The following is a 23,463-nucleotide window of genomic DNA, read 5'->3' on the forward strand; positions in this document are numbered from 1 at the left end:
TATGAAAACCAGAAGAAGAATCACATCTATTATCACAACAGTAGTGCTAGCTATTGTTGGAATTCTTATCCTAATCCCTTTTTGGTTTTTATTGATTTCTTCATTTAAAAACTCTGCCGATATATTTGGACAAGGTTTGAATATTCATTTGAATTTTTCAAAAATGAGCTTAGGTAATTATGGAAAGCTTTTTACAAACAACGACGGAATCTTTTTAACGTGGTTTAAAAATAGTGCTTTAATCACAATTGTTCAGACAGTCGCCGTACTGGCGTTTTGTTCAATGGTTGGATATGGGTTGGCTCAATATCGCTTTAAAGGTAGAAATTTCATTTTTATGCTTGTCTTGATCATGTTAATGGTACCTGGAGATATTTTGTTAATTCCAATGTACAAATTAATGACCAATTTAGGTTTAATGGACACTTTTGCAGGGGTTATCTTACCTGGTATCATCCCACCAGCGACCGTTTTCTTTTTTAGACAATATGCGATTGGGATCCCACATGACTTTGCAGAGGCTGCTAGAATCGATGGAGCAGGCGAGTTTCGTATCTTTTTGCAAATTTATGCTCCAATGATGAAACCTGCTTTTGGGGCTATGACGATAATGACATCAATGGGAGCATGGAATAGTTTCCTTTGGCCGTTAATTGTCATGAGATCAGATGAAAATCTTGTTATACCAGCTGGATTGTTGACAGCCATGACGCCTTACGGAAACAATTACGATATTGTGTTCTCCGGGTCAATGATGTCAATTATTCCAATCATTCTACTTTTCTTATTCAATCAAAAGTCATTTATTTCAGGTATGACAATCGGCGGGGTAAAAGGTTAATTTTAGTATTAGAAGAGGTGTTAATGCATGAATACCAAAAACTTATTCGTTAAAGCTACTAATATGATTTGGACATTATTTGTAATCGGCCTTTGCGGTTTGATAACGAGTAGTTTACTTGTCTTTCTTATCCTAAGTGTGAAATTAAATACTATAACACTTGTGTTTTATTTAATTGGTTTGTTACTAGTTGGTCCGACTATGGGGGCTATTTTTCAGACCGTCTTTCAAACATTAAATGAAACAGACAGTAAGGTAATTAAAACTTATTTTCATTTCTATATGAGTGGTTTTAAGTCCTCTATGTTGTTATGGCTGCCTTATTATTTCTTAATAATCATATTGTGTGCAGATCTCTATTTTGTATCTTTAAACGGTAAGGGAACCATATTAATACCTCTTTTATTATTAATACTCGTCTTGTCAATGATAAGTTACGTATATTCCCTAATTCTCTATAGCAAATTTGTGATGAAAATAAAGGATATTATAAGGTTTTCATTATTTTTGTTAGTCAATCGGCCATTAAAATCATTAATTATCATATTCTTGCTTCTAGCACTTTACCAATTTTATAAACACTTCGGTAATTTTGCTCTATTCTGGGGATTCCCGTTATTTTCAATGCTTTCGTTTCTGTTTTTACGTAAATTGTTAGTACAGATTGAAATGAAATATGTTAACTAGTATTTAGATTGGTAAAGTAATCGCCATTCAAAAAGAATACTGGAATTTTCTTATCAATTAATAATTGGAAATCCATTAGAATAGTGCTAGAATCATAATTAATGTTATACGTACAAGTTTGATAAATAAGTAGTTGTAAGTATGAGTGGTATTTTAATCTGTAACAATTTTTTAAAGGAAAGGTGATATTTATATGGTTAAATATTCGATTGGTGTAGATTATGGGACACAATCAGGAAGAGCTGTACTTGTTGAAGTAGGAACGGGCCGAGAAGTGGCTACAGCTGTAAAACCATACACACATGGGGTAATGGATGAAATTTTACCTAATGGATCAACTAAATTAGCGCATGATTGGGCCCTGCAGCACCCTGCAGATTATCTTGAAGTATTACAGGTAACCATCCCTGAAGTATTAAAACAAGCACAAGTTTCAGCAGACGATGTGATCGGCTTAGGAATTGACTTTACAGCTTGTACGGTCCTTCCAATTGATGCAAATGGAACACCATTATGTTTTAAAGATGAATTTATTAATCATCCACATAGCTATGTGAAGCTTTGGAAACACCATGCTGCACAAGATGAAGCAAACCGCCTAAACGAAATTGCTGAAGCACGCGGGGAAAAGTTTTTACAGCGGTATGGCGGAAAAATCTCCTCTGAGTGGCTGTTTCCTAAAGTATGGCAGATTTTAAATGAGGCCCCTGAAATTTATGAAGCGGCAGATCAAATTTTGGAGGCAACTGACTGGGTGATTTCCGAGTTAACAGGAGAAATCAACCGAAACAGTTGTACGGCTGGATACAAAGCGATTTGGCATAAGCAAGACGGATATCCATCCAATGAATTCTTTAAAGCGCTTGACCCTCGTTTGGAAAATGTAGTCGAAGAAAAACTTTCTACTAAAATAGTTCCAATTGGGTCAAAAGCAGGGGAAATTACTGAAAAAGCGGCTAAACTTACAGGTCTAAAACCTGGTACTGCCGTAGCGGTTGCTAACGTAGACGCACACGTTGCTGTTCCAGCGGTTGGGATTACTGACCCAGGTAAATTGTTAATGATTATGGGGACTTCCACTTGTCACATTCTTTTGGGAGAAGAAGAAAAGATTGTACCAGGAATGTGCGGTGTAGTTGAAGATGGTGTTATCCCTGGATATATGGGTTATGAGGCCGGTCAATCTTGTGTGGGTGACCACTTTGAATGGTTTACAGAAAACTGTGTACCTGCAAGCTACCTCGAAGAAGCAAATGAAAGAGGTATCAACATACACCAATTATTAACGGAAAAGGCAAGTCAGTTACAAGTGGGTGAAAGCGGTCTCCTTGCCTTAGATTGGTGGAATGGCAATCGTTCAACGCTTGTTGATGCAGACCTTACCGGTGTTCTTCTTGGGACAACTCTATTAACAAAGCCGGAAGAAATGTATCGGGCCTTAATTGAAGCAACTGCCTATGGTACACGCATGATCGTTGAAACCTTCCGTAAAAACGGAGTGCCGGTAAATGAAGTATACGCAGCAGGGGGAATTGCCGAGAAAAATGCGATGATGATGCAAATTTATGCTGATGTATTAAATATGGATATCAAGATCTCTGCATCTTCACAAACACCTGCCCTTGGTTCTGCAATGTTCGGAGCGGTTGCAGCAGGAAAAGAGCGCGGCGGCTATGACAGCATTACAGATGCAGCTAAAGATATGGGAAGAGTAAAAGATTACATCTATCAGCCTATTAATGATAATGCACAGGTTTATGATCAACTTTTCAATGAATATGCGCGTCTTTATGACTACTTTGGACGCGGCGAAAACAATGTCATGAAAACCTTGAAAAAGATTAAAAAAGATAGCTCCTTAGGGAAGAAGGAGGAAGAAACAGTATGTTAGAACGTTTGAAAAGAGAGGTTCTGGAAGCTAACTTAGCGCTTCCAGAACATGGTCTGGTTACGTTTACTTGGGGAAATGTAAGCGGAATTGACCGTGAAACAGGCCTTGTTGTGATTAAACCAAGTGGTGTTCCGTATGATGAGTTACAAATCGATGATCTAGTTGTCTTAGATTTAGATGGAAACATCGTGGAAGGTAGCTTAAGACCTTCTTCCGACACACCCACACACCTTGCATTGTATCGGGCATTCCCGCAAATTGGAGGAATTGTTCATACTCACTCCCCAGGCGCTACAAGCTGGGCTCAAGCGGGACGTCCAATTCCGGCTCTCGGAACCACACATGCGGATTACTTTTACGGGGAAATTCCTTGTACACGCACGTTGACTCAAGAAGAAATTGACCGGGGCTATGAGCTTGAAACGGGAAATGTCATTATTGAGACCTTTGAAAAGGAAGGACTTGACCCTGTGGCCATGCCTGGAATTTTATTATCAGGCCATGCTCCATTTGCTTGGGGGAAAAATGCGGATCAAGCGGTTCATAACGCCGTAGTATTAGAAGAAGTAGCCAAAATGGCGTTAAATACTTTTATGCTCAACCCGCAAATTAAGCCGATCGACCAGTTCTTGCTTGATAAACATTATCTTCGTAAGCATGGTGCTAACGCTTATTACGGACAAAAGTAGTTTAAGAGAAATACCTACGCCATCATAAAGGGTAACTTGTACGGATGACCAGTAGTAGAATGCGAAAGTAATAAATGGATCGATACCTATCTTTTTTATACTTAGGAGGAATTACATTGTTAACAACAAAAGCTTATGAATTCTGGTTTGTAACAGGAAGTCAATTATTATACGGAGAAGATGTACTGCGTCAAGTTGAGGAAAATTCCAAAACCATCGTAAACGGTCTGGCAGACGATTCTGCCCTAACTTATAAGTTAATTTTTAAATCAGTCGTAAAGGATTCTGATTCAATCCGCAAATTAATCCTTGAAGCGAATGCGGATGAAAATTGTGCGGGTATTATTACTTGGATGCACACTTTCTCGCCATCAAAAATGTGGATTACAGGTCTTTCTGCACTTCAAAAGCCTTATCTACATTTAGCAACTCAATTTAACCGTGATATCCCATGGGATTCAATCGATATGGATTTCATGAACTTGAATCAAGCGGCACACGGCGACCGTGAACATGGATTCATCGCAGCGCGTATGAAGGTGAAGCGTAAAGTTGTAGTGGGTCATTGGGAAGACCCAGAAGTTAGAGAACGTGTTGGCAGCTGGATGAGAACAGCAGCAGCGTTTGAGGAAAGCAAAAACCTTAAGGTGGCAAGATTTGGTGATAATATGCGCCAAGTAGCCGTAACCGAGGGCGATAAGGTAGAAGCGCAAATCAAGTTTGGCTGGACAGTAAACGGCTATGGAGTGGGTGATCTTGTTCAGCGCATGAATGATGTAACAGAACAAGAAATCGACCAGTTAATGGCTGAATACGAAGAGCAATATGATATTACGCCAGAAGGACTTACCGATGGTCCAGTTCGTGATTCCATCCGTTATCAAGCTAGAATTGAACTAGGTATGAAAGCATTCTTAACAGAAGGCGGTTATACTGCATTCACAACAACCTTTGAAGACTTACATGGAATGCGTCAGCTGCCTGGTTTAGCGGTACAGCGTTTAATGGAACAAGGCTACGGTTTTGCAGGTGAAGGTGACTGGAAAACAGCTGCTCTTGTTAGATTGATGAAAATTATTGCCGGTAATGAAGGAACATCATTCATGGAAGATTACACCTATCATTTTGAGCCAGGGAATGAAATGGTTCTTGGTGCTCACATGCTTGAGGTTTGCCCAACCATCTCTGCTACTCGTCCGAAAATCGAAGTTCATCCACTTGGAATTGGCGGTAAAGAAGATCCTGCTCGAATCGTGTTTGATGGTAGAGGCGGATCTGCCCTAAATGCAACCATTGTTGACCTTGGACACCGTTTCCGTCTTCTAGTGAATGAAGTAGACGCGGTACAGCCTGAAATAGATATGCCAAAACTTCCTGTAGCTAGGGTATTATGGAAGACTCAGCCATCTGTAAGTCAAGCGGTTGAAAACTGGATCCAAGCTGGCGGAGCTCACCACACAGGCTTCTCTTATAAGGTAACAACAGAACAGCTTAGAGACTTTGCTGAACTAGCTGGTATTGAGTTCCTAGTAATTAATAATGATACAAACACACATGCATTCAATAACGAAATCCGCTGGAACGACGTTATCTTTCGTTAATTAAACAGGGTTTAAACAAAAAAACAGGGCTATTAGAAATAATAGCCCTGATGGTAACTAAAGGAGCCTATGTACATTTGGAGCTTCAGCACCAGGAGATCGAATTGCAAAAGAATATGGATTTACACCTGAAAGCATCATTTCTAAAATTAAAAATAAATTATAATCACTTCCGCGCGACCAATCATACATGAGTTTAAACTACTTTAACCACCTATCACTTTAAATAAATGGAGGCGTTACTGTTGGCAAATCAAGTCATCATCAATACTGATATCCAAAAAGGAAAAATCAATAAAAACATCTATGGTCATTTTGCTGAACACCTTGGAAGATGTATCTACGAAGGAATTTGGGTAGGAGAGGATTCTTCCATTCCAAATACAAAGGGTATTAGAAATGATGTATTAGCAGCATTGAAGAATATTAAAGTTCCAGTCCTTCGCTGGCCGGGTGGATGTTTTGCCGATGAGTACCACTGGAAGGATGGTATTGGTCCTAAAGAAAACCGCAAACGCATGGTTAACACTCATTGGGGTGGTGTCGTTGAGAATAACCATTTTGGTACACACGAATTTATGCTTCTTTGTGAGTTATTAGAGTGTGAGCCATATATTTGCGGAAATGTTGGCAGCGGAACGGTTCAAGAAATGTCTGAATGGGTTGAGTATATGACCTTTGAAGGCGAATCACCAGCGGCCAACTGGCGCCGTGAAAATGGCCGTGAAGAACCTTGGCAATTAAAATATTTCGGTGTAGGGAACGAAAACTGGGGCTGCGGCGGAAACATGCGTCCTGAATATTATGCTGATCTATATCGCAGATACCAAACCTATGTAAGAAATTATGGAAATAACAAAGTTTATAAAATTGCCGGCGGCGCCAATGTCGATGATTATAACTGGACAGAAGTGTTAATGAAGAATGCCCACTGGTTAATGGATGGCCTAAGCCTTCACTATTACACTATTCCAGGAGATTTCTGGTTAGGAAAAGGCTCTGCGGTAGATTTCCCTGAAGACGAATGGTTTATTACCATGAAAAAAGCACTTCATATGGATGAGTTAATTACCAAACACAGCACGATAATGGATAAATATGATCCACAAAAACGAATTGGCATGATTATTGATGAGTGGGGCACATGGTTTGATGTTGAGCCAGGTACAAACCCAGGATTTTTATACCAGCAAAATACGATTCGTGATGCATTAGTGGCTGGATTACACTTCAATATCTTCCATAACCATGCAGACCGTGTCCAAATGACAAACATTGCCCAAACGGTTAACGTACTTCAAGCAATGATTCTAACAGAAGGCGAGCAAATGATCCTTACTCCAACTTACCATGTATTTGATATGTACAAGGTTCACCAGGATGCCGAGCTGTTAGCAGTTGATTCTTCCTTCGGAGCTTATGAGTACAATGGTGAAACATTGCCGCAGGTAACCGTCTCTGCATCGAAGAATGCTGAAGGCAAAATCCATGTAAGCTTATGTAATATCGATCACCAAAACGGGGCTGAATTAGATTTAGACTTACGCGGTATTAATGCAGCAAATACAAAGGTGTCAGGCACCATTATCACTGCGGACACGATGAATGCTCATAACACTTTTGAACAGCCAGAGGTTGTTAAACCTGTTGAATTTACTGGTGTAACAGTTGAAAACAATAAATTGGCCATCAAACTTCCAGCGATGTCTGTTGTGACATTAGTTATTCAATAGTCTGTTGATTGGAGCGGAAGGCGCGAGACCCCTGCGGGAGTACGGGACAGGGGAGACCCCGCAGGCGCGAAACGCGCCGAGGAGGCTCCCCGAACCGCCCGCGGAAAGCGAGGTGCCTGGAGTGGAAATCAACAGACAAATGTAACAAAGGTATTGAATATAGAAAAAAGGCGGGGAATGACAGTGAATACAAAAAGTCTATGCAAGGGCTGCGTGGAAAGTGTAATCGTAACGGAGGAGATCATTCAAGAATTAGTAAAAGAAGCTGAAGAGAACCCAGCTGTTATGGTTTCTGACGAGGTCTACTTAGCGAGACTAAAGACTTGTGAAAGCTGTCCTTCCCTTCAATATGGTACCACTTGTGCTCATAGCGGATGTATTGTCCGCTATCGAGCCAAGTTTAAAAACAAAAGCTGTCCATTTGCCGGTAAACCCAAATGGGATAAAGTCAGTTAACTAGTATTGATAGTAGTTTTTTCGTTTATAAGACTATTAAAATGACAGAGGAGGAAAAAAGAATATGACCAATCAAAAGGCAAAAATGATTTTAGAAAAAGATTTTAAAATCTCCGAGATTGATAATCGTATTTATGGTTCTTTTATTGAACATTTAGGACGTGCCGTGTACGGCGGTATTTATGAACCGGGGCATCCTCAAGCAGATGAAAATGGCTTCCGTCAAGACGTGATTGAAATGGTAAAAGAGCTGCAAGTACCACTCGTCCGCTACCCAGGTGGAAACTTTGTTTCCGGATACAATTGGGAAGATGGGGTCGGCCCTGTCGAAAGCCGCCCGCGTCGATTAGATTTAGCTTGGCGTACAACAGAAACAAACGAAATGGGTACCAATGAGTTTATGAAATGGGCTCAGCTTGTAAACGCAGATGTAAACATGGCCGTTAACCTTGGAACACGCGGGATTGATGCTGCTCGTAATTTAGTAGAGTACTGTAACCATCCAGGCGGCTCTTACTATAGTGATCTGCGAATTTCACATGGTGTGAAAGATCCTTATAATATTAAGACTTGGTGCTTAGGAAACGAAATGGACGGTCCATGGCAAATTGGCCACAAGACTGCTGCGGAATATGGCCGTGTTGCCCAAGAAGCTGCGAAAGTAATGAAGTGGGTGGATCCGACAATTGAATTAGTTGCCTGTGGAAGCTCAAATCGCAATATGCCAACGTTTGCAGATTGGGAAGCTACTGTACTTGACCATACATATGATCATGTTGAATTTATTTCGCTTCACCAATATTACGGTAATCGTGAAAATGAGATATCAAACTATTTAGCCCTTTCCTTAGAAATGGATGATTTTATTAAATCTGTCATTTCCATTGCTGATTATATTAAAGCGAAAAAGCGCGGCAAAAAGAATATTAACCTATCATTTGACGAGTGGAATGTTTGGTATCACAGTAATGAGCAGGATAAATTAATTGAACCTTGGAGTATTGCTCCAGCACAATTAGAAGATATTTATAACTTTGAAGATGCCTTGCTAGTAGGATGTATGCTGATTACCTTGTTAAAGCATGCCGATCGTGTGAAAATTGCCTGCCTTGCTCAATTGGTAAACGTCATTGCTCCTATTATGACAGAAGATAACGGACCTGCTTGGAAACAAACCATTTTCTATCCATATATGCATACTTCTGTATTTGGCCGAGGTGTCTCATTAAATCCGATCATCTCAAGTCCTAAGTATGATAGTAAAGACTTCACCGATGTTCCATATTTAGAGTCAACAGCTGTTTACAATGAAGAGCAAGAAACATTAACCATCTTCGCAGTAAACCGTCACCTTCAGGAAGGACTTGACCTAGAAGTGGATATCCGTAATTTTGAAGGCTACGACGTCGTCGAGCATATTGTTCTTGAAAATGATGATATTAAGCAAACCAATTCAGCTAAAGGAACACCTGTCGCACCACATTCTAACGGAAATGCAAAGACCGAGAATGGCGGAGTGACTGCTGTACTTCCGAAGTTATCTTGGAACGTCATCCGTTTAGCGAAACGTAAGTAATTGATGTATTCCATCTCCTTTTAATCAACGTGATTGCAAGGGGATGGAACTATTTTTGTATATCCCGATGTTAGCGAAAGAGCAAAAATTGACGAATGAAAGGCAGGATCTCGATGAAAGTTATCCAGGAAAAGTTTGGTCAAATAAACAAACAAACTGTCAATTCATTTACACTTGTAAATGACCATGGTTTTGAGCTGACATGCATTAATTATGGTTGTATTATTACGAAAATTATTACTCCCGACAAAGACGGGAACTATGAAAACATTGTTTTAGGGTATGACACGTTAGAGAACTATATCAACGGAAGTTATTTTTTTGGAACGGTAGTAGGGCGTGTAGCAGGCCGGATAAAGGGTGGATCGTTTGAGCTTGACGGAAAAACATATACCTTAGCAAAAAACGAAAACAACAACCATCTCCATGGGGGCAATAAAGGGTTTGATAAAGTCCTTTGGGATGCATCCGTTATAGAGAATGACGATGAAGTAAGTGTTCAATTTTCCTACATAAGTCCGGATGGGGAGGAAGGTTACCCTGGAAATGTAAACGTAAAGGTAACCTATACTGTCAATAATGAGAATGAACTAACGATCCAATATTCCGGATTGTCGGATGAAAAAACGCTATTAAATATGACCAATCATTCCTATTTTAATCTAAGTGGAAATATTAAACGGGATATTCTTAACCATTCTCTATCGATTAAGAGTGATCAGTTCCTCGAATTAAATGGTGAATTACTCCCAACCGGAGAACTGCTGGACGTTGAAGGAACACCATTTGATTTTACTTGTGATAGATTTATTCGCTCTGGAGTTGACTCTAATCATCCTCAAAATGAATTGGCAGGCCAAGGATATGATCATCCATTTTTACTAACCACTAACCATGACCAGGAAATCATTCTTAAAGATTCCGAGAGTGGCCGTACCTTGACAATTGAAACTGATGAGCGTGGAGTTGTCGTATATTCAGGAAACCAAATGAAAGCAGAAGGAGAAATTTACGGTGTTCCTTCCCGTAAATACCTTGGGATTTGTTTGGAGACTCAGGGACTGCCAGATGCGATTCACCACCCCAATTTTCCTTCTTGGGTTTTAGAAAGCGGCCAAGTGTTCACATCTGTAACAAGGTATAAATTCGGGGTATTAACCAATTAAGCAAAGCATGAATGAGGGTAAATTTTTGAAGGAGCAGGAGGAACAATAATGGAAACAGTAATAACAGAAATGATGAGTCTTGCCAAAAGCTGTGACTGCGGCAATCATCATAACGAGATTCCGATTGAGACCATTTTAGTGGGAAACCATGTATTTGGGGAAGCAGCCGCCTACTTAGGAAGAAAAGCTTTTAAGAAGGCCGTGATTATTGCAGATGAGCATACTTTCCGTGTTGCTGGAGAGGAATTAACCAATCACTTATCATCGACTAAGGTGGGTTATTCTGTCAGTATACTAAAGCCTGATGAAAATAATGATGTAGTGGCAGACGAAAAGTCTTTAGTGCAAGCCTTGTTAGAGACTTCTCAAGATACTGATGTCATCATTGCTGTAGGTTCTGGCACCATCCATGATATCGCTCGCTTTACAAGTACGAAAATGAAAATTCCGTTCATTTCTGTTCCTACTGCTCCTTCTGTCGATGGCTTTACCTCAATGGGAGCACCATTAATTGTAAGAGGAATGAAGCAAACCTTTCAAATGATGGCGCCAATTGCCGTTTTTGCTGATTTACACGTGTTAAAAAATGCACCTAGAAAAATGATTGCAGCCGGATTTGGGGATATGCTAGCCAAATATACGTCCCTTGCCGATTGGAAGTTTGGGCATTTTGCTGATGGAGAACCCTATTGTCCACTTGTTGCAAAAATTACACGCGATGCACTTGATCAATGTGTAGAAAATATCGATAAAATTGCTGCTGCTGATGAAGAGGGAGTTCGTATTCTGATTGAAGCCCTAATTGAATCTGGATTAGCGATGTTATTATTTGGCCAATCCCACCCTGCTTCAGGTGGGGAGCATCACCTCTCACATTATTGGGAGATGGAATTCTTGCGGCAAAATCGCCCGCAGGTTCTTCATGGAGCGAAGGTAGGGGCAGCTGTGGCACTTCTAGCTGAAGTGTATGAAAGGGACTTTATCCAACTGATAGCAGAACCGAGAAACTTAGAAGCTTTTATCAAAACAAACGAGGATTTACCTGTTATCGAAAATATCAAAGCTAACCTTCAAGAAATAAAAGGTGTCTATAGTGCGATACCAAAAGCGGCACAACTGCGTGCTCTGATCGAAAAAGTTGGAGGCGAAACCCTTCCAGGACAACTAGGTATTGATCGTGAACTTGTGGTAAGAAGTTTATCAGAAGCACATCATCTAAGAAATCGTTTTACCGCATTGAAATTTTTAAATGAGGTAATGAAAGTCAATCATCAAGATCAGGTAAGAAATTAACAAGGGATAGGTGATTCATTATGCCAAAGGTAGAAACATTAAATAATCCAATTGTCGAGCAGCGTGCCGATCCATGGGTATATAAACATACAGATGGTTACTATTATTTCACTGCTTCTGTTCCAGAATATGACCGGATTGAACTGAGAAGGGCGGCAACGATTCAGGAGCTGGATGAAGCAGAGCCTGTAGTTGCCTGGAGAAAACATGAGGATGGCCCGATGAGTGCTAATATTTGGGCACCTGAGATTCATTACATCGATGGAAAATGGTACATCTATTACGCCGCAGCTAGGGCAGATGAGATTTTTGACCATCGTATGTATGTGATTGAAAATGAATCAGACAACCCTTTAGAAGGAAATTGGGTAGAAAAAGGCCAAGTCAAAACGGACTGGGAATCTTTCTCTCTGGATGCCACTACTTTTGAACATAAAGGGCAAAGATATTATGTTTGGGCACAAAGAGATCCTGAAATTGCCGGAAACTCCAATCTTTACATCGCGAAAATGGTCAATCCATGGACAATTGAAGGACCTCAAATCATGATTACAAAACCAGAGTATGATTGGGAGACGATTGGCTTTTTAGTCAACGAAGGTGCCGCGGTCTTAAAGAGAAACGGAAAAATCTTTATTTCATATTCTGCAAGTGCAACAGATTACAATTATTGCATGGGCCTCCTTTCTGCTGATGAAAATAGCGATTTATTAGACCCGGCGTCTTGGAAAAAATCAGAAATACCTGTATTTCAAACAAATGAAGAAACAAGCCAATATGGACCAGGGCATAACAGCTTTACAGTTTCTGAAGATGGAAGCGAGGATATTCTTATCTATCATGCGCGGAACTATCGGGGGATTGAGGGGGACCCGTTATGGGACCCAAACCGTCATACCCGTGCTCAAGTGTTTACTTGGAATGCAGATGGAACTCCCAACTTTGGGATTCCAGTCGCAGATGCAAAATAATCTAGAAATCGCACATATCTTGGTTTGAGGAGAGATTTTCATGGTAAAAGTAACAATCGAAGAAGCTAAGACATCACAGGATCTGATTATTGAGCAGCGAGCCGATCCATGGGTATATAAACATACAGACGGATATTATTATTTTACTGCATCTGTTCCGGAATATGACCGCATTGAGGTTAGACGCTCCAAAACCATTAAAGGTATTGTGGATGCGGAAACGGCTGTAGCTTGGAGAAAGCATGAAACAGGACCGATGAGCGCCTTAATTTGGGCTCCAGAGATTCATTACATTAATGGCAGCTGGTATATCTATTACGCTGCTGCACCATCACAGGAAATCGTAGATGGACTTTTCCAACACCGCATGTTTGTGATTGAAAACAAATCCGCAAACCCATTAGAAGGTACATGGGAAGAAAAGGGACAAATTAAAACCGATTGGGAATCATTTGCATTAGATGCTACATCTTTTGAGCATGAAGGCCAAGCATATCTTGTCTGGGCCCAGAAAGACCCTGCTATTAGAGGCAATTCCAATCTATATATTGCGCCATTAGAAAACCCATGGACAATCAAAGGACCGCAAGTGATGATTGCAAAACCAGAATTTGAATGGGAAACAATTGGCTTTTGGGTTAATGAAGGACCGGCTGTATTAAAGAGAAACGGTAAGATTTATATCTCCTTCTCTGGAAGCGCCACTGATGAGAATTATTGCATGGGGCTTTTGACCGCGGATGAATCAAGTGATGTTTTGGATCCGAAATCATGGAGTAAATCTGAGGCACCTATATTTAAAACATGTTATGAAACAGGCCAATATGGCCCAGGACATAACAGCTTCACCGTTTCTGAGGATGGAAGCAAGGATATTCTTGTCTATCACGTAAGAAACTATACAGAAATTGTTGGCGATCCACTATATGATCCAAATCGTCATACTTGTGCGAAAGAGATTAGCTGGAATCCTGATGGAACTCCAAACTTTGGTTTTCCTCGTTAATCGTACGAATTGAATCAGATCCGATTATTTAAAAAAGGTTCATATCTACTCTATGATATGAATCTTTTTCTGTAAAAAATAATAACGAACTCTATGGATAATTTACCATTTTACAAGGTGGACAGAACAATGGCAACTTCACTAGAACAACGTAACATGACATTAAGAGCAATCACATGGCCTATTTTCATAGAGTTATTCCTGCAAACCATCATGGGCAGTACCGACACCATTATGCTCTCACATATTTCTGATAAAGTTGTGGCAGCTGTTGGGGTTGCTAATCAACTTGTCTTTTTTACGATCCTGATTTTCAGTTTTACAGCTACAGGGACAGCTGTTCTTGTTTCCCAATATTTAGGTGCAGGGATGAGAGGGGAAGCAAAGAACGCATCTGCCATCTCCATATCCATTAATCTAGTTTTAGGACTAATTGTCAGCTTGTTAATGGTCACCTTCAAAGGGCCGCTCTTAGCGTTGTTCCATCTAAAAGCGGATATTGCCGGAATAGGCTATGAGTATCTATCAATTGTTGGGGGAACCCTTTTTTTGCAGGCAGTACTCATTACGGTTTCTTCTATCTTAAGAGCACATGGTTTTACAAGAGAAGCCATGTTTGTATCTGTGATGATGAATGTGATTCATTTAACCTGCAATAGTATTGTTATTTTTGGATTATTTGGATTCCCCGTGCTGGGCGTTAAAGGAGTTGCTATTTCAACTGCCTTAAGCAGGGCGGCAGCTTTACTTATTGCTTTTATCCTTATGTATAGAAGACTTCCAATAGCTATTAAAAAAGAAGATTATTTTCATTTCCAATTATCACAGATTAAAAAGATCTTAAAAATTGGGGTACCGGCAGCAAGTGAACAAATAAGTTATAATACGAGTCAAATGGCGATGACAGCTATTACCGCGATTATTGGGGCAGCCGCTCTTTCCACTCGTGTCTACACCTGGAATATCATGTCATTTATTATGTTGTTCGGATTAGCAATGGGGCAGGGAACACAAATTCTGATCGGTTATCGAGTAGGAGCAGGAGATTTTGAGGGTGCCTATCAGCAATTATTAAAAAGTTTAAAATCCAGCTTTGTCATTACTATTTTCATTTCCATTTTAGTTGCTATTTTTCGAGAAAATCTTATGAGTATCTTTACAAGCAACAAAGAAATCATTCATACAGGCAGTAACTTGTTACTATTATGTTTAATTCTTGAACCCGGCCGAACATTTAATATTTTGGTCGTTAACTCATTGCGGGCAACCGGTGATGCTGCTTTTTCAGTCAAAATTGGTGTATTGTCCATGTGGGGAATTGCGGTGCCGATTTCTTACTTTTTAGGCATTCATATGGGATTAGGCTTAGCCGGGGTCTGGATTGCCTTTATTGTCGATGAATGGGAAAGAGGAATTGTTATGTATTTTAGATGGAGAAGCCGGGCATGGGAGAAAAAAGTGTTGGTTGTACATTCTGGTACCACAACGGCTAGTTAGTAAGTTAATAACATAAAGGAGGATTTTAAAAATGAAATATCGCAGACTTGGAAAAAGTGGATTAAAGATTAGTGAAATTGGTTTAGGAAGCTGGTTAACCTACGGGAAGGCCGTTGCGGACCATACAGCGTATGATTGTATTCATAAAGCCTACGAGTTAGGAATCAATTTTTTCGATACGGCTAACGCTTATGAAGGCGGGAAGGCGGAAGAAGTTCTCGGCGAAGCCCTGAAGGTTTATCCTAGAAGCAGTTATGTTGTCGCTACGAAATTATTTTTCCCAATGGGAGATAGGCCAAATGAGCGCGGACTGTCAAGGAAACATATTGTGGAGCAATGTGATGCCAGTCTGAAGCGTCTGGGGTTAGATTATATTGATCTATATCAATGTCACAGGTTTGACCCAGAGGTTCCGGTGGAAGAAACATTATATGCTTTAGATGATTTAATCAGGCAAGGGAAAATATTATATGCAGGGGTAAGTGAATGGAGTGCGGCTCAGATTGAAAACGCGGTGGGAATTGGTAAGGCTAATCATTTACGCCCGATTATATCAAACCAGCCAATCTACAACATGTTTGAAAGGTATATTGAAAAGGAAGTCCTTCCAGTTAGTACTGAGAAAGGAATTGGACAAATTGTTTTTTCACCATTGGCCCAAGGAGTTTTAACAGGAAAATATAAGCCTAACACAGAGAAACCGGAAGATAGCCGAGCCGCAAATGACTCTACTAACTGGGTTATAAATAGTTATTTCCGGAATGATGTGCTTGAATGTGTGCAGAACTTGGATCATGTGGCAAAGGAGTTAGGGGTAACATTAAGTCAACTCGCTCTTGCCTGGATTCTTCGTCATCCTGCTATTAGTTCAGCTATTATTGGTGCCAGCCGTCCACAGCAAGTAGAGGAAAACGTAAAAGCGGTTGATTTAGTCTTAACTCAAGATGTATTAGACAGAATTGAAAATATTCTTGAAGTGGTAAAAGATTTTGCCCCGTTAAGGTAGAGGACAATTTTATTAGTTTCAAACTATCTAAATAGGAGTGGAAATTATGTCAGCTCTTTATAAAAGTAATGAAGGATTAATGAATGAAGTTAGGAAGACAAAAATTTACGGAGAATCCGTTTCCTTCTGGAATTTAGGACAGGCAGGAATGCTCATCAAAGGAACAGATGAGGATGGGATCATTTGTATTGACCCGTATTTAACTAAAAGTATTGAAGACGCGAGTCCTGATACTGAATTTAAGAGAGCATTTTCACCGGTTGTTGCCCCAGGAATGCTCAATGTCTTGGATGGTGTATTCATTACCCATGGACATGATGACCATCTTGATGTATCAACCATTAAGGAAATTACAAGGGTGTCTGAAGGGACTAAGTTTGCAATCCCGGCGCCACTAGTCTCATTAGTCCAGGAACATGTGACCAATAAAAATATACAGCCTGCCAAAGAGGGTGCCCCTTTTACGATTAAAGGATTTAAGATTACTCCCGTACCTGCAGCCCATACTGAATATGAAACAGATGAACAAGGAAATCATGTATCGTTGGGATATTTGATAGAGGTAAACGGAATTCGTCTTTTTCATAGCGGGGATACGGTTGTTACACCTGAACTGATCGACAAGGTAAAAGAATTTAACCCGCATGTTGCTTTCTTGCCTATAAATGGCGGAGACTTTTTCCGTAGTTCAAGAGGAATTATTGGAAACATGAGTTTCAGAGAAGCAGCAGATTTTTCGGCAGCAGTTGGAGTAGACTTGATTATTCCGATTCATTATGATCTGTTTCCCAACAACCGAGAGAATCCTGCTTATTTTGTTGATTACTTATTTCACCACTATCCAAACCAAAAGTTTCATATGATGGTTCCGGGTGAACGATTTATTTATCATAAATAATTTTTAGAGAAATGTCTGTCTGGATTAAGGAAAACTAATATTAATCAACCAGAAAAAGAGCATGCCAGGTTTGCATGCTCTTTTTCTGGTTGATTGGAACTAATATTTGAATTCCTGTATTGTAAATATAGGCATTTAATAGTAATGTAATAATTATTAATAAATTTATTAATGATTATTAAGGTGGAGTTTTACATGAATTTAGATATATCAGAACAATCACTGCCTGTTTTTGAGGCCCTTGCCAGCAAGGTAAGGATGAATATCATTCATCTTTTGGCAGAACAGCCTCGAAATGTAAAGGAACTAGCACAAAGTTTAGGGCTTACTAGCGCCATTATGACTATGCATGTAAAAAAATTAGAGAAAGCCGGTATCATCCACTCGGAATTAATCTCTGGTAAAGGCGGACTGCAAAAAAGGTGTTATCTTGTCACTGAAAAAATGGAAGTATTATTTCCTTCAAAGGAACGTGAACGAAAGAAATTCCATGAAACAGAAGTGTCAGTTGGTCATTATACGGATTTTTCAATCGAGCCAACCTGTGGAATTGCAACCACTGAAACGATTATTGGAGAATTTGATGACCCAAGGTATTTTCTCCATTCGGATCGAATGAGTGCCAAAATCTTGTGGTTTGGGAAAGGATTTGTGGAATATAAGCTGCCTAACTTCTTACTGGGCAACCAAGAACCGAGCGAACTTGAATTATCATTAGAGCTCTCCTCTGAGGCTCCATTTACGAACAGTAATTGGCCATCTGATATCCATTTTTATTTAAATAACGTGGTATTAGGGAAATGGACTAGTCCTGGAGATTTCGGCGATAGCCGGGGAAAATTCACACCTGATTGGTGGCCAAGCGAGGTCAATCAATATGGATTGTTGAAACGGCTCCGGATCACCTCAGACGGTACCTATATTGATGGATTAAAGATATCAGAGGTAAGTCTTGATGATGTTGGCATTCGGGAGAAGCAATGGACGTTTCGGATAGCCGTCCTTGAAGAAAGTCAAAATGTTGGCGGGGTCACCTTATTTGGAACAGGATTTGGAAATTATAATCAAGATATTCTTTTCCGTCTGTATTATACTGATAGTGAAATCACCAAAGAAAACCTAGTTAAAATTACAAAATAAAAAAATCGTACGGATATTTGATATCCATACGATTTTTTTATTTTGTACTATTTGTTTTGAGCTAAGTTTATTACTTGTGCAGGAGTCAAGGCACCAATATAGATTCGTAATTCATCTTTGATATTTAGATATTTTGAGTAAATTAACATAGAAACTCTTCTTTTAACAAAGTAAATTTGTTAATATTATTATTAATTAAATGATTAAAATCTTAATGATTAGAAAGGGGAAACACCATGGCTAAAGCAGAACACTTTGACAGCGTTAACTTTTATGAAATAGATTGGAAATTGCAAGGAGACTTATGGGCACATGATCCCGTCATAGCAAGGGAGGATTCGCGTTGGTATGTATTTCATACAGGAAGCGGAATCCAAATGAAATCCTCTGAGGACGGCGTGAAATGGAAGCAAGTCGGTCCTATTTTTACTTCATTGCCTGAGTGGTCAAAAGAGTATGTACCAGAAAAAGACGAAGATAGTATTTGGGCACCGGACATTTATTTTCATAATGGGGTGTATTATCTTTACTACTCTGTTTCTACCTTTGGGAAAAATACTTCTGCGATCGGTTTGGTAACCAATACAACGCTTAACCCTGATAACCCCGCTTACGAGTGGAAGGACAGGGGACATGTTATCCATTCTACTGTAGCGGATGACTATAATGCCATTGATGCGAATTTAATCTTTGACGAAAATAGCCAGCCATGGTTGAATTTCGGCTCCTTTTGGTCCGGAATTAAACTAATTAAATTAGATCCTGAAACGATGAAGCCGGCTAAAAATGCTGAACTACTCTCCATTTCTAGCAGAACGGAACAGCCTAATACCATTGAAGCTCCGTTTATTGTCAATCGAGAAGGCTATTACTATCAGTTTGTATCGTTTGATTTCTGCTGCCGTGGTATTGAGAGTACCTACAAAATTGTTGTTGGAAGAGCAAAGGATATTACTGGGCCTTATTTCGATAAAGACGGCGTATCGATGATGCAAGGCGGTGGAACGTTGATTGATGCTGGAGATGAGCGCTGGATTGGCCCAGGTCATTGTGCCGTTTATTTTTCCGGAGACTCCAGCTTGCTTGTAAATCATGCATACGATGCCTTGAAAAAAGGCAAGCCAACCTTACAAATTAGACCTTTATATTGGGGCGAAGATGGGTGGCCATATATTTAAATTGTAAGGAAGAATTGAGAGAACTCACCAAAGTCCTATTGGTGAGAGTACTTAATTCCATTACGCGAGGGCTGCTACAATTGATCTATCATAACTATAGTGGTTTTGAGTCAAACAAACTCACCAAAATAAGAATTTGGTGAGTTTGTTTATTTATCATTTTATTATCTCAATACATTATATTTCTTTCAAAATTAATAGTTTTGATGAAAATGCTCTCTTTGCCAAAATTCTGATGCACGGTCGGTGTAATCCTCTGTAAGAGCAATTCCTGCATTCATTAATTCATCACCATATTGGGTGGTATTTTTCCCCTCGAGGCAATAGAGTTTTTCCGGATCGAGTCCTTTTAATTTAACACGGTAATATTTATCATTTGGTTTGGCTAATACCTTATAATAGCCAACCATTGCTTCTTTTTTATCCTGAGATACGACCACCCATGAAACCTCATTGGACTCAAAAGGATTTAGTAAACGATAGAAGCTGCGATTTCAAATTAAGTTTCTCTTTTCTTTGAAAAAAGAAGTCTGCGCTTTTATATATAGTTTTGAAAATTAACAATAGAATTAATTTTTAATAAATTTATTAATATATATTGACCAGTGAAATAGAAAGCGTTATCATAAACGTAACTTCCATTAGTTTTTAATTAAATAAGTAATATTTATATTAACTAAACTACTCCTAGAATCGCATCATTTCTCATACGCATCGATCTACATTACATAATTAGTAAATCTATCCGTCGCTACTTCACCGGTATGTTTAAATAAAAGGCCAATTAATATTTGTTAATCTTTAACGTATTAAGCAAGTGTTTTTCGTTTACGTACACATTCCTTCAAATGAACACAAATCTCATTAATCCAACCTATCGAATAGCGTGTCCGTTTAGTGATTAAGTTTGTTTTTCATTAAATTCCGTTAACGTACACGTAAATATAAACCATTAAAAATAGTTACTTTACTATCTATCATTTACTTTTTTGTATCTCGTGAACGGCGGATAAACAATCATTTTTCGTGTACGTTCACGTTACATAAACTTCCATGCATTAAAGGGGTGACAAGGAAAAGGATTTGGGTTTTTTCTGAAAGATTGTTTTTTCAAAAACAATGAAAAAATGGGGGAAATCAGATGAAAAGGAAAAGAGTTTTAAGTAGTATTCTGGCATTATCTTTATCTGCTACAGTATTAGCTGCTTGTTCTAACGACACAGCATCTAGCGATGTAAAGTCAAGCGGCGGTACAACTAAGGATGGCAAGGTGCAATTGACAGCACTAATTACAAAACATCCGTTAACACAAGATCTTAAGAAAATGAAATGGTTAGAAGAAGTTGAGAATAAAGCGGGTGTCGAAATAAAATGGCAAGAGGTTACGGCAGACTGGGATCAGAAAAAAGGTGCACTTCTCGCGAGCGGTGACGTTCCAGATCTAATTATTGGACCGAACGCCATTACAGATGCAGATTATGTTCAATATAATGGCTTATTTGAAGACCTATCGGATGATCTTGATAAGAGTTTGCCTAATGTTAAAAAGATGTTTGAAGCTAAACCAGAAACAAAAGGGATCGCAACACAGCTTGATGGAAAAATTTACGGCTTACCTAAATACCAAAGATTTTGGCCAGCAACAGCCACTAGACAATTCATCAATAAAAAATGGTTAGACAACCTAGGGTTAAAAGAGCCAACGAATTGGGATGAATTATATAATGTTTTAGTCGCTTTTAAAGAAAAGGATGCTAATGGTAACGGTGATCCAAATGATGAAATTCCGATGGACTTTTCTCCAACCGGAACAGGTGGATTTGGTTTCTTCCAGCCGACCGTTCTGTTAGGAAGTACAGGGATCACTTTAGGTGAATCAAGCGGACAAGGCTATTATGTTGAAAATGGAAAGGTCAAAAACTTCTTCACTGATGAACGTTATAAAGATTTTGTCAAATTTTTAAATAAGTGCTATAAAGCCGGGTTAATCAGCAAAGAAGTATTTACTCAGGATTACACTAAATACCAATCGGTTGCTCGTGGAAATGGTGATCTGGCAAAAGTTGGATATACGTATGGCTGGGAATTAACCGACAGATTCGGTAATACTTTGGCTCCACAATATGAAACGTTGGCGCCTTTAAAGCAGACCGCTGATTCAACTGCCAAAGTGTCTTGGACCTACGATTATAATTCCTTAAACTATGGTGCCAATATGATTACATTGTCAGCAAAGAGTCAGCACAAAGATGCAGCTTTAAAATTTATCAATGAACTATATGATCCAAAAGTAAGCATGCAAGTACTGTTTGGTTCAATGGGAACGAATATCGCCGATAACGGAGATGGCAGTTATAAGGTATTACCTCCAGTAGATTCAAAGATGGACCCTGGTACATGGAAATGGACTTCTACTTGGGCAGATAATGGTCCGATGTATATTTCGGATGACTTAAAGCTTGATCTTGGAACAGATATGAAATCAGTTGGCAAACAAACCGAACCTCTAATGGGCGCTATCAATGCGATTGATAAGGATAATGATCTTTTCCCTGGCATGTTTATTAAGTACAGCAAAGAGGATAATTCAAAATTAGCTTTAAACAATACTAACCTTATGAACTTAGCGATGCCAAAATATTCTCAGTGGATCACAAAAGGCGGTATTGATAAAGATTGGAACACCTATGTGAAAAATGTTGAGAAAACAGGATTGGCTGAAAATCTTAAGATTATGCAAAAGTATTATGACGATTACAAGTAAAATCAGAAATAAATAACCGTCAGAGGAATGCTATATCACATAAAGGTGGTATAGCATCTTCTTAAAATAAAGGAGGTAATAGTTTGTGGCCTTTATAAACATTGAAACAAAAAAAATAAATGAAAATTTATCCAGTATCAATAGTGTTACACCAACAAAGAAGGAAAATGTATGGAACACTTTTAAACGTGACTATCAGTTATGGCTCATGATATTACCTGCGATTGTGGTTATTGTTATTTTCAACTACATACCGATGTACGGCATCCAGCTCGCTTTCCGCGAATTTGATTTTACGAAAGGATTCACCGGAGGGGAATGGGTAGGGCTCAAGTATTTTGACCAATTTATTCATAACTACATGTTCAAGGATTTAATGACAAATACAATCACCATCAGTTTAGCAACTATTATTTTAGGATTTCCGGCTCCAATTATTATGGCGCTGATTATTAATCAAGTTTTCGGAAAAAGGTGGAAGAAAACCTTACAGACAACCGTTTACTTGCCACACTTTATCTCAATGGTAGTTATGGTTGGTTTATTAAATGTATTATTGTCACCAGAAACTGGGGTGGTTGGTCATTTAATGAAAGCATTGGGACTGGGGGATATAAACCTACTAGCTTCAGAAAAAACCTTTGTACCAGTCTATGTACTTTCAGATATATGGCAGCATGCCGGATGGAATAGCATTATTTATTTGGCAGCACTGGCAAGTGTGGATCCACAATTATATGATTCTGCGAAAATTGATGGAGCAAGCAGATGGCAAACCATTAGGTATGTCGATATACCTGCGATTGTTCCAACCATGATTATCCTCTTTATTCTTAGTATGGGAAATATCCTAAATACGGGCTTTGAAAAAATCTTCTTAATGCAGAACCCTTTGAATCTCCCAGTATCAGAGGTTATTGCAACCTATGTATATAAGATTGGTATTATTTCAAGTCAATTTAGCTACTCTGCTGCGATTGGTTTATTTAATACGCTCATTAATTTTGTATTCTTACTTGCAATGAATACAATTGCAAAGAGATTTTCCAATATTAGTTTGTGGTAATCGA

At 39.1% G+C, this 23,463-nt stretch carries 20 protein-coding genes; 19 read left to right on the top strand and 1 reads right to left on the bottom strand.

All coding sequences use genetic code 11. The annotated features are described in order from the left end of the window. The first annotated feature begins 1 nt into the window (after position 1). The 17 genes from ACZ9EE_RS22030 (at position 2) to ACZ9EE_RS22110 (ending at position 19,629) form a co-directional block, all read left to right on the top strand. Complete coding sequence (locus ACZ9EE_RS22030) at positions 2-841, top strand: carbohydrate ABC transporter permease (protein WP_476030579.1); 840 nt, start codon at positions 2-4, stop codon at positions 839-841. Positions 842-868: 27 nt separating this feature from the next. Further along, positions 869-1,528, top strand: a complete 660-nt coding sequence (locus tag ACZ9EE_RS22035; RefSeq protein ID WP_476030581.1) for a DUF624 domain-containing protein — start codon at positions 869-871, stop codon at positions 1,526-1,528. A 193-nt stretch (positions 1,529-1,721) separates the two neighbouring features. Further along, positions 1,722-3,419, top strand: a complete 1,698-nt coding sequence (gene araB, locus ACZ9EE_RS22040; protein WP_476030583.1) for a ribulokinase — start codon at positions 1,722-1,724, stop codon at positions 3,417-3,419. Then, positions 3,413-4,108, top strand: a complete 696-nt coding sequence (gene araD, locus ACZ9EE_RS22045; RefSeq protein WP_476030585.1) for an L-ribulose-5-phosphate 4-epimerase — start codon at positions 3,413-3,415, stop codon at positions 4,106-4,108. The genes araB and araD overlap by 7 nt, the downstream gene beginning before the upstream one ends. A gap of 74 nt (positions 4,109-4,182) precedes the next feature. Further along, complete coding sequence (gene araA / locus ACZ9EE_RS22050) at positions 4,183-5,709, top strand: L-arabinose isomerase (RefSeq protein ID WP_476030587.1); 1,527 nt, start codon at positions 4,183-4,185, stop codon at positions 5,707-5,709. Positions 5,710-5,954: 245 nt separating this feature from the next. Next, positions 5,955-7,442: an alpha-N-arabinofuranosidase gene (locus ACZ9EE_RS22055; RefSeq protein ID WP_476030589.1), complete on the top strand. Its 1,488-nt coding sequence runs from the start codon at positions 5,955-5,957 to the stop codon at positions 7,440-7,442. A gap of 183 nt (positions 7,443-7,625) precedes the next feature. After that, positions 7,626-7,898, top strand: coding sequence for a DUF6171 family protein (locus ACZ9EE_RS22060; RefSeq protein ID WP_476030591.1), 273 nt, complete (start codon positions 7,626-7,628; stop codon positions 7,896-7,898). Between the two features lie 64 nt (positions 7,899-7,962). Beyond that, a complete protein-coding gene (arfA, locus tag ACZ9EE_RS22065; protein WP_476030593.1) occupies positions 7,963-9,474 on the top strand; it encodes an arabinosylfuranosidase ArfA in 1,512 nt (503 codons plus the stop codon). Between the two features lie 113 nt (positions 9,475-9,587). After that, entirely contained in the window at positions 9,588-10,640 is a 1,053-nt protein-coding gene (locus ACZ9EE_RS22070; protein ID WP_476030595.1) for an aldose epimerase family protein, read from the top strand. Positions 10,641-10,688: 48 nt separating this feature from the next. Continuing rightward, entirely contained in the window at positions 10,689-11,933 is a 1,245-nt protein-coding gene (locus tag ACZ9EE_RS22075) for a sn-glycerol-1-phosphate dehydrogenase (protein ID WP_476030598.1), read from the top strand. A gap of 20 nt (positions 11,934-11,953) precedes the next feature. Beyond that, positions 11,954-12,904, top strand: a complete 951-nt coding sequence (locus ACZ9EE_RS22080) for a glycoside hydrolase family 43 protein (RefSeq protein WP_476030600.1) — start codon at positions 11,954-11,956, stop codon at positions 12,902-12,904. Between the two features lie 40 nt (positions 12,905-12,944). Then, entirely contained in the window at positions 12,945-13,910 is a 966-nt protein-coding gene (locus tag ACZ9EE_RS22085) for a glycoside hydrolase family 43 protein (protein WP_476030602.1), read from the top strand. Positions 13,911-14,039: 129 nt separating this feature from the next. After that, complete coding sequence (locus ACZ9EE_RS22090) at positions 14,040-15,407, top strand: MATE family efflux transporter (RefSeq protein WP_476030604.1); 1,368 nt, start codon at positions 14,040-14,042, stop codon at positions 15,405-15,407. 31 nt (positions 15,408-15,438) lie between these two features. Continuing rightward, complete coding sequence (locus ACZ9EE_RS22095) at positions 15,439-16,413, top strand: aldo/keto reductase family protein (protein ID WP_476030606.1); 975 nt, start codon at positions 15,439-15,441, stop codon at positions 16,411-16,413. A gap of 46 nt (positions 16,414-16,459) precedes the next feature. Continuing rightward, positions 16,460-17,311 carry an MBL fold metallo-hydrolase gene (locus tag ACZ9EE_RS22100; protein ID WP_476030608.1) on the top strand — a complete coding sequence of 284 codons (852 nt, stop codon included), beginning with the start codon at positions 16,460-16,462 and terminating at the stop codon, positions 17,309-17,311. 195 nt (positions 17,312-17,506) lie between these two features. After that, positions 17,507-18,451, top strand: a complete 945-nt coding sequence (locus tag ACZ9EE_RS22105; RefSeq protein WP_476030610.1) for an ArsR/SmtB family transcription factor — start codon at positions 17,507-17,509, stop codon at positions 18,449-18,451. A 236-nt stretch (positions 18,452-18,687) separates the two neighbouring features. After that, positions 18,688-19,629, top strand: coding sequence for a family 43 glycosylhydrolase (locus ACZ9EE_RS22110; RefSeq protein WP_476030612.1), 942 nt, complete (start codon positions 18,688-18,690; stop codon positions 19,627-19,629). A 194-nt stretch (positions 19,630-19,823) separates the two neighbouring features. Here ACZ9EE_RS22110 and ACZ9EE_RS22115 read toward each other — a convergent pair whose 3' ends face one another. Next, a complete protein-coding gene (locus ACZ9EE_RS22115; protein WP_476030614.1) occupies positions 19,824-20,069 on the bottom strand; it encodes a GH36 C-terminal domain-containing protein in 246 nt (81 codons plus the stop codon). A 701-nt stretch (positions 20,070-20,770) separates the two neighbouring features. On the opposite strand from ACZ9EE_RS22115, the gene ACZ9EE_RS22120 reads away from it, so the two are divergent. Together ACZ9EE_RS22120 and ACZ9EE_RS22125 are read left to right on the top strand one after the other, a co-directional pair. Beyond that, the gene (locus tag ACZ9EE_RS22120; RefSeq protein WP_476030616.1) at positions 20,771-22,393 is read left to right on the top strand and encodes a type 2 periplasmic-binding domain-containing protein; all 1,623 of its coding nucleotides are present in this window, start codon (positions 20,771-20,773) and stop codon (positions 22,391-22,393) included. A 208-nt stretch (positions 22,394-22,601) separates the two neighbouring features. Next, the gene (locus tag ACZ9EE_RS22125; protein WP_251570749.1) at positions 22,602-23,459 is read left to right on the top strand and encodes an ABC transporter permease; all 858 of its coding nucleotides are present in this window, start codon (positions 22,602-22,604) and stop codon (positions 23,457-23,459) included. Positions 23,460-23,463: the final 4 nt, after the last annotated feature.

The organism is Bacillus sp. URHA0034, assembly GCF_056280405.1.

Bases quoted from the DNA above. Each gene is read 5' to 3' on its own strand.
- ACZ9EE_RS22030 (WP_476030579.1), top strand. From the start codon at position 2: ATGAAAACCAGAAGAAGAATCACATCTATTATCACAACAGTAGTGCTA.
- ACZ9EE_RS22035 (WP_476030581.1), top strand. From the start codon at position 869: ATGAATACCAAAAACTTATTCGTTAAAGCTACTAATATGATTTGGACA.
- araB (WP_476030583.1), top strand. From the start codon at position 1,722: ATGGTTAAATATTCGATTGGTGTAGATTATGGGACACAATCAGGAAGA.
- araD (WP_476030585.1), top strand. From the start codon at position 3,413: ATGTTAGAACGTTTGAAAAGAGAGGTTCTGGAAGCTAACTTAGCGCTT.
- araA (WP_476030587.1), top strand. From the start codon at position 4,183: ATGGATCGATACCTATCTTTTTTATACTTAGGAGGAATTACATTGTTA.
- arfA (WP_476030593.1), top strand. From the start codon at position 7,963: ATGACCAATCAAAAGGCAAAAATGATTTTAGAAAAAGATTTTAAAATC.
- ACZ9EE_RS22070 (WP_476030595.1), top strand. From the start codon at position 9,588: ATGAAAGTTATCCAGGAAAAGTTTGGTCAAATAAACAAACAAACTGTC.
- ACZ9EE_RS22075 (WP_476030598.1), top strand. From the start codon at position 10,689: ATGGAAACAGTAATAACAGAAATGATGAGTCTTGCCAAAAGCTGTGAC.
- ACZ9EE_RS22080 (WP_476030600.1), top strand. From the start codon at position 11,954: ATGCCAAAGGTAGAAACATTAAATAATCCAATTGTCGAGCAGCGTGCC.
- ACZ9EE_RS22085 (WP_476030602.1), top strand. From the start codon at position 12,945: ATGGTAAAAGTAACAATCGAAGAAGCTAAGACATCACAGGATCTGATT.
- ACZ9EE_RS22090 (WP_476030604.1), top strand. From the start codon at position 14,040: ATGGCAACTTCACTAGAACAACGTAACATGACATTAAGAGCAATCACA.
- ACZ9EE_RS22095 (WP_476030606.1), top strand. From the start codon at position 15,439: ATGAAATATCGCAGACTTGGAAAAAGTGGATTAAAGATTAGTGAAATT.
- ACZ9EE_RS22100 (WP_476030608.1), top strand. From the start codon at position 16,460: ATGTCAGCTCTTTATAAAAGTAATGAAGGATTAATGAATGAAGTTAGG.
- ACZ9EE_RS22105 (WP_476030610.1), top strand. From the start codon at position 17,507: ATGAATTTAGATATATCAGAACAATCACTGCCTGTTTTTGAGGCCCTT.
- ACZ9EE_RS22110 (WP_476030612.1), top strand. From the start codon at position 18,688: ATGGCTAAAGCAGAACACTTTGACAGCGTTAACTTTTATGAAATAGAT.
- ACZ9EE_RS22120 (WP_476030616.1), top strand. From the start codon at position 20,771: ATGAAAAGGAAAAGAGTTTTAAGTAGTATTCTGGCATTATCTTTATCT.
- ACZ9EE_RS22125 (WP_251570749.1), top strand. From the start codon at position 22,602: ATGATATTACCTGCGATTGTGGTTATTGTTATTTTCAACTACATACCG.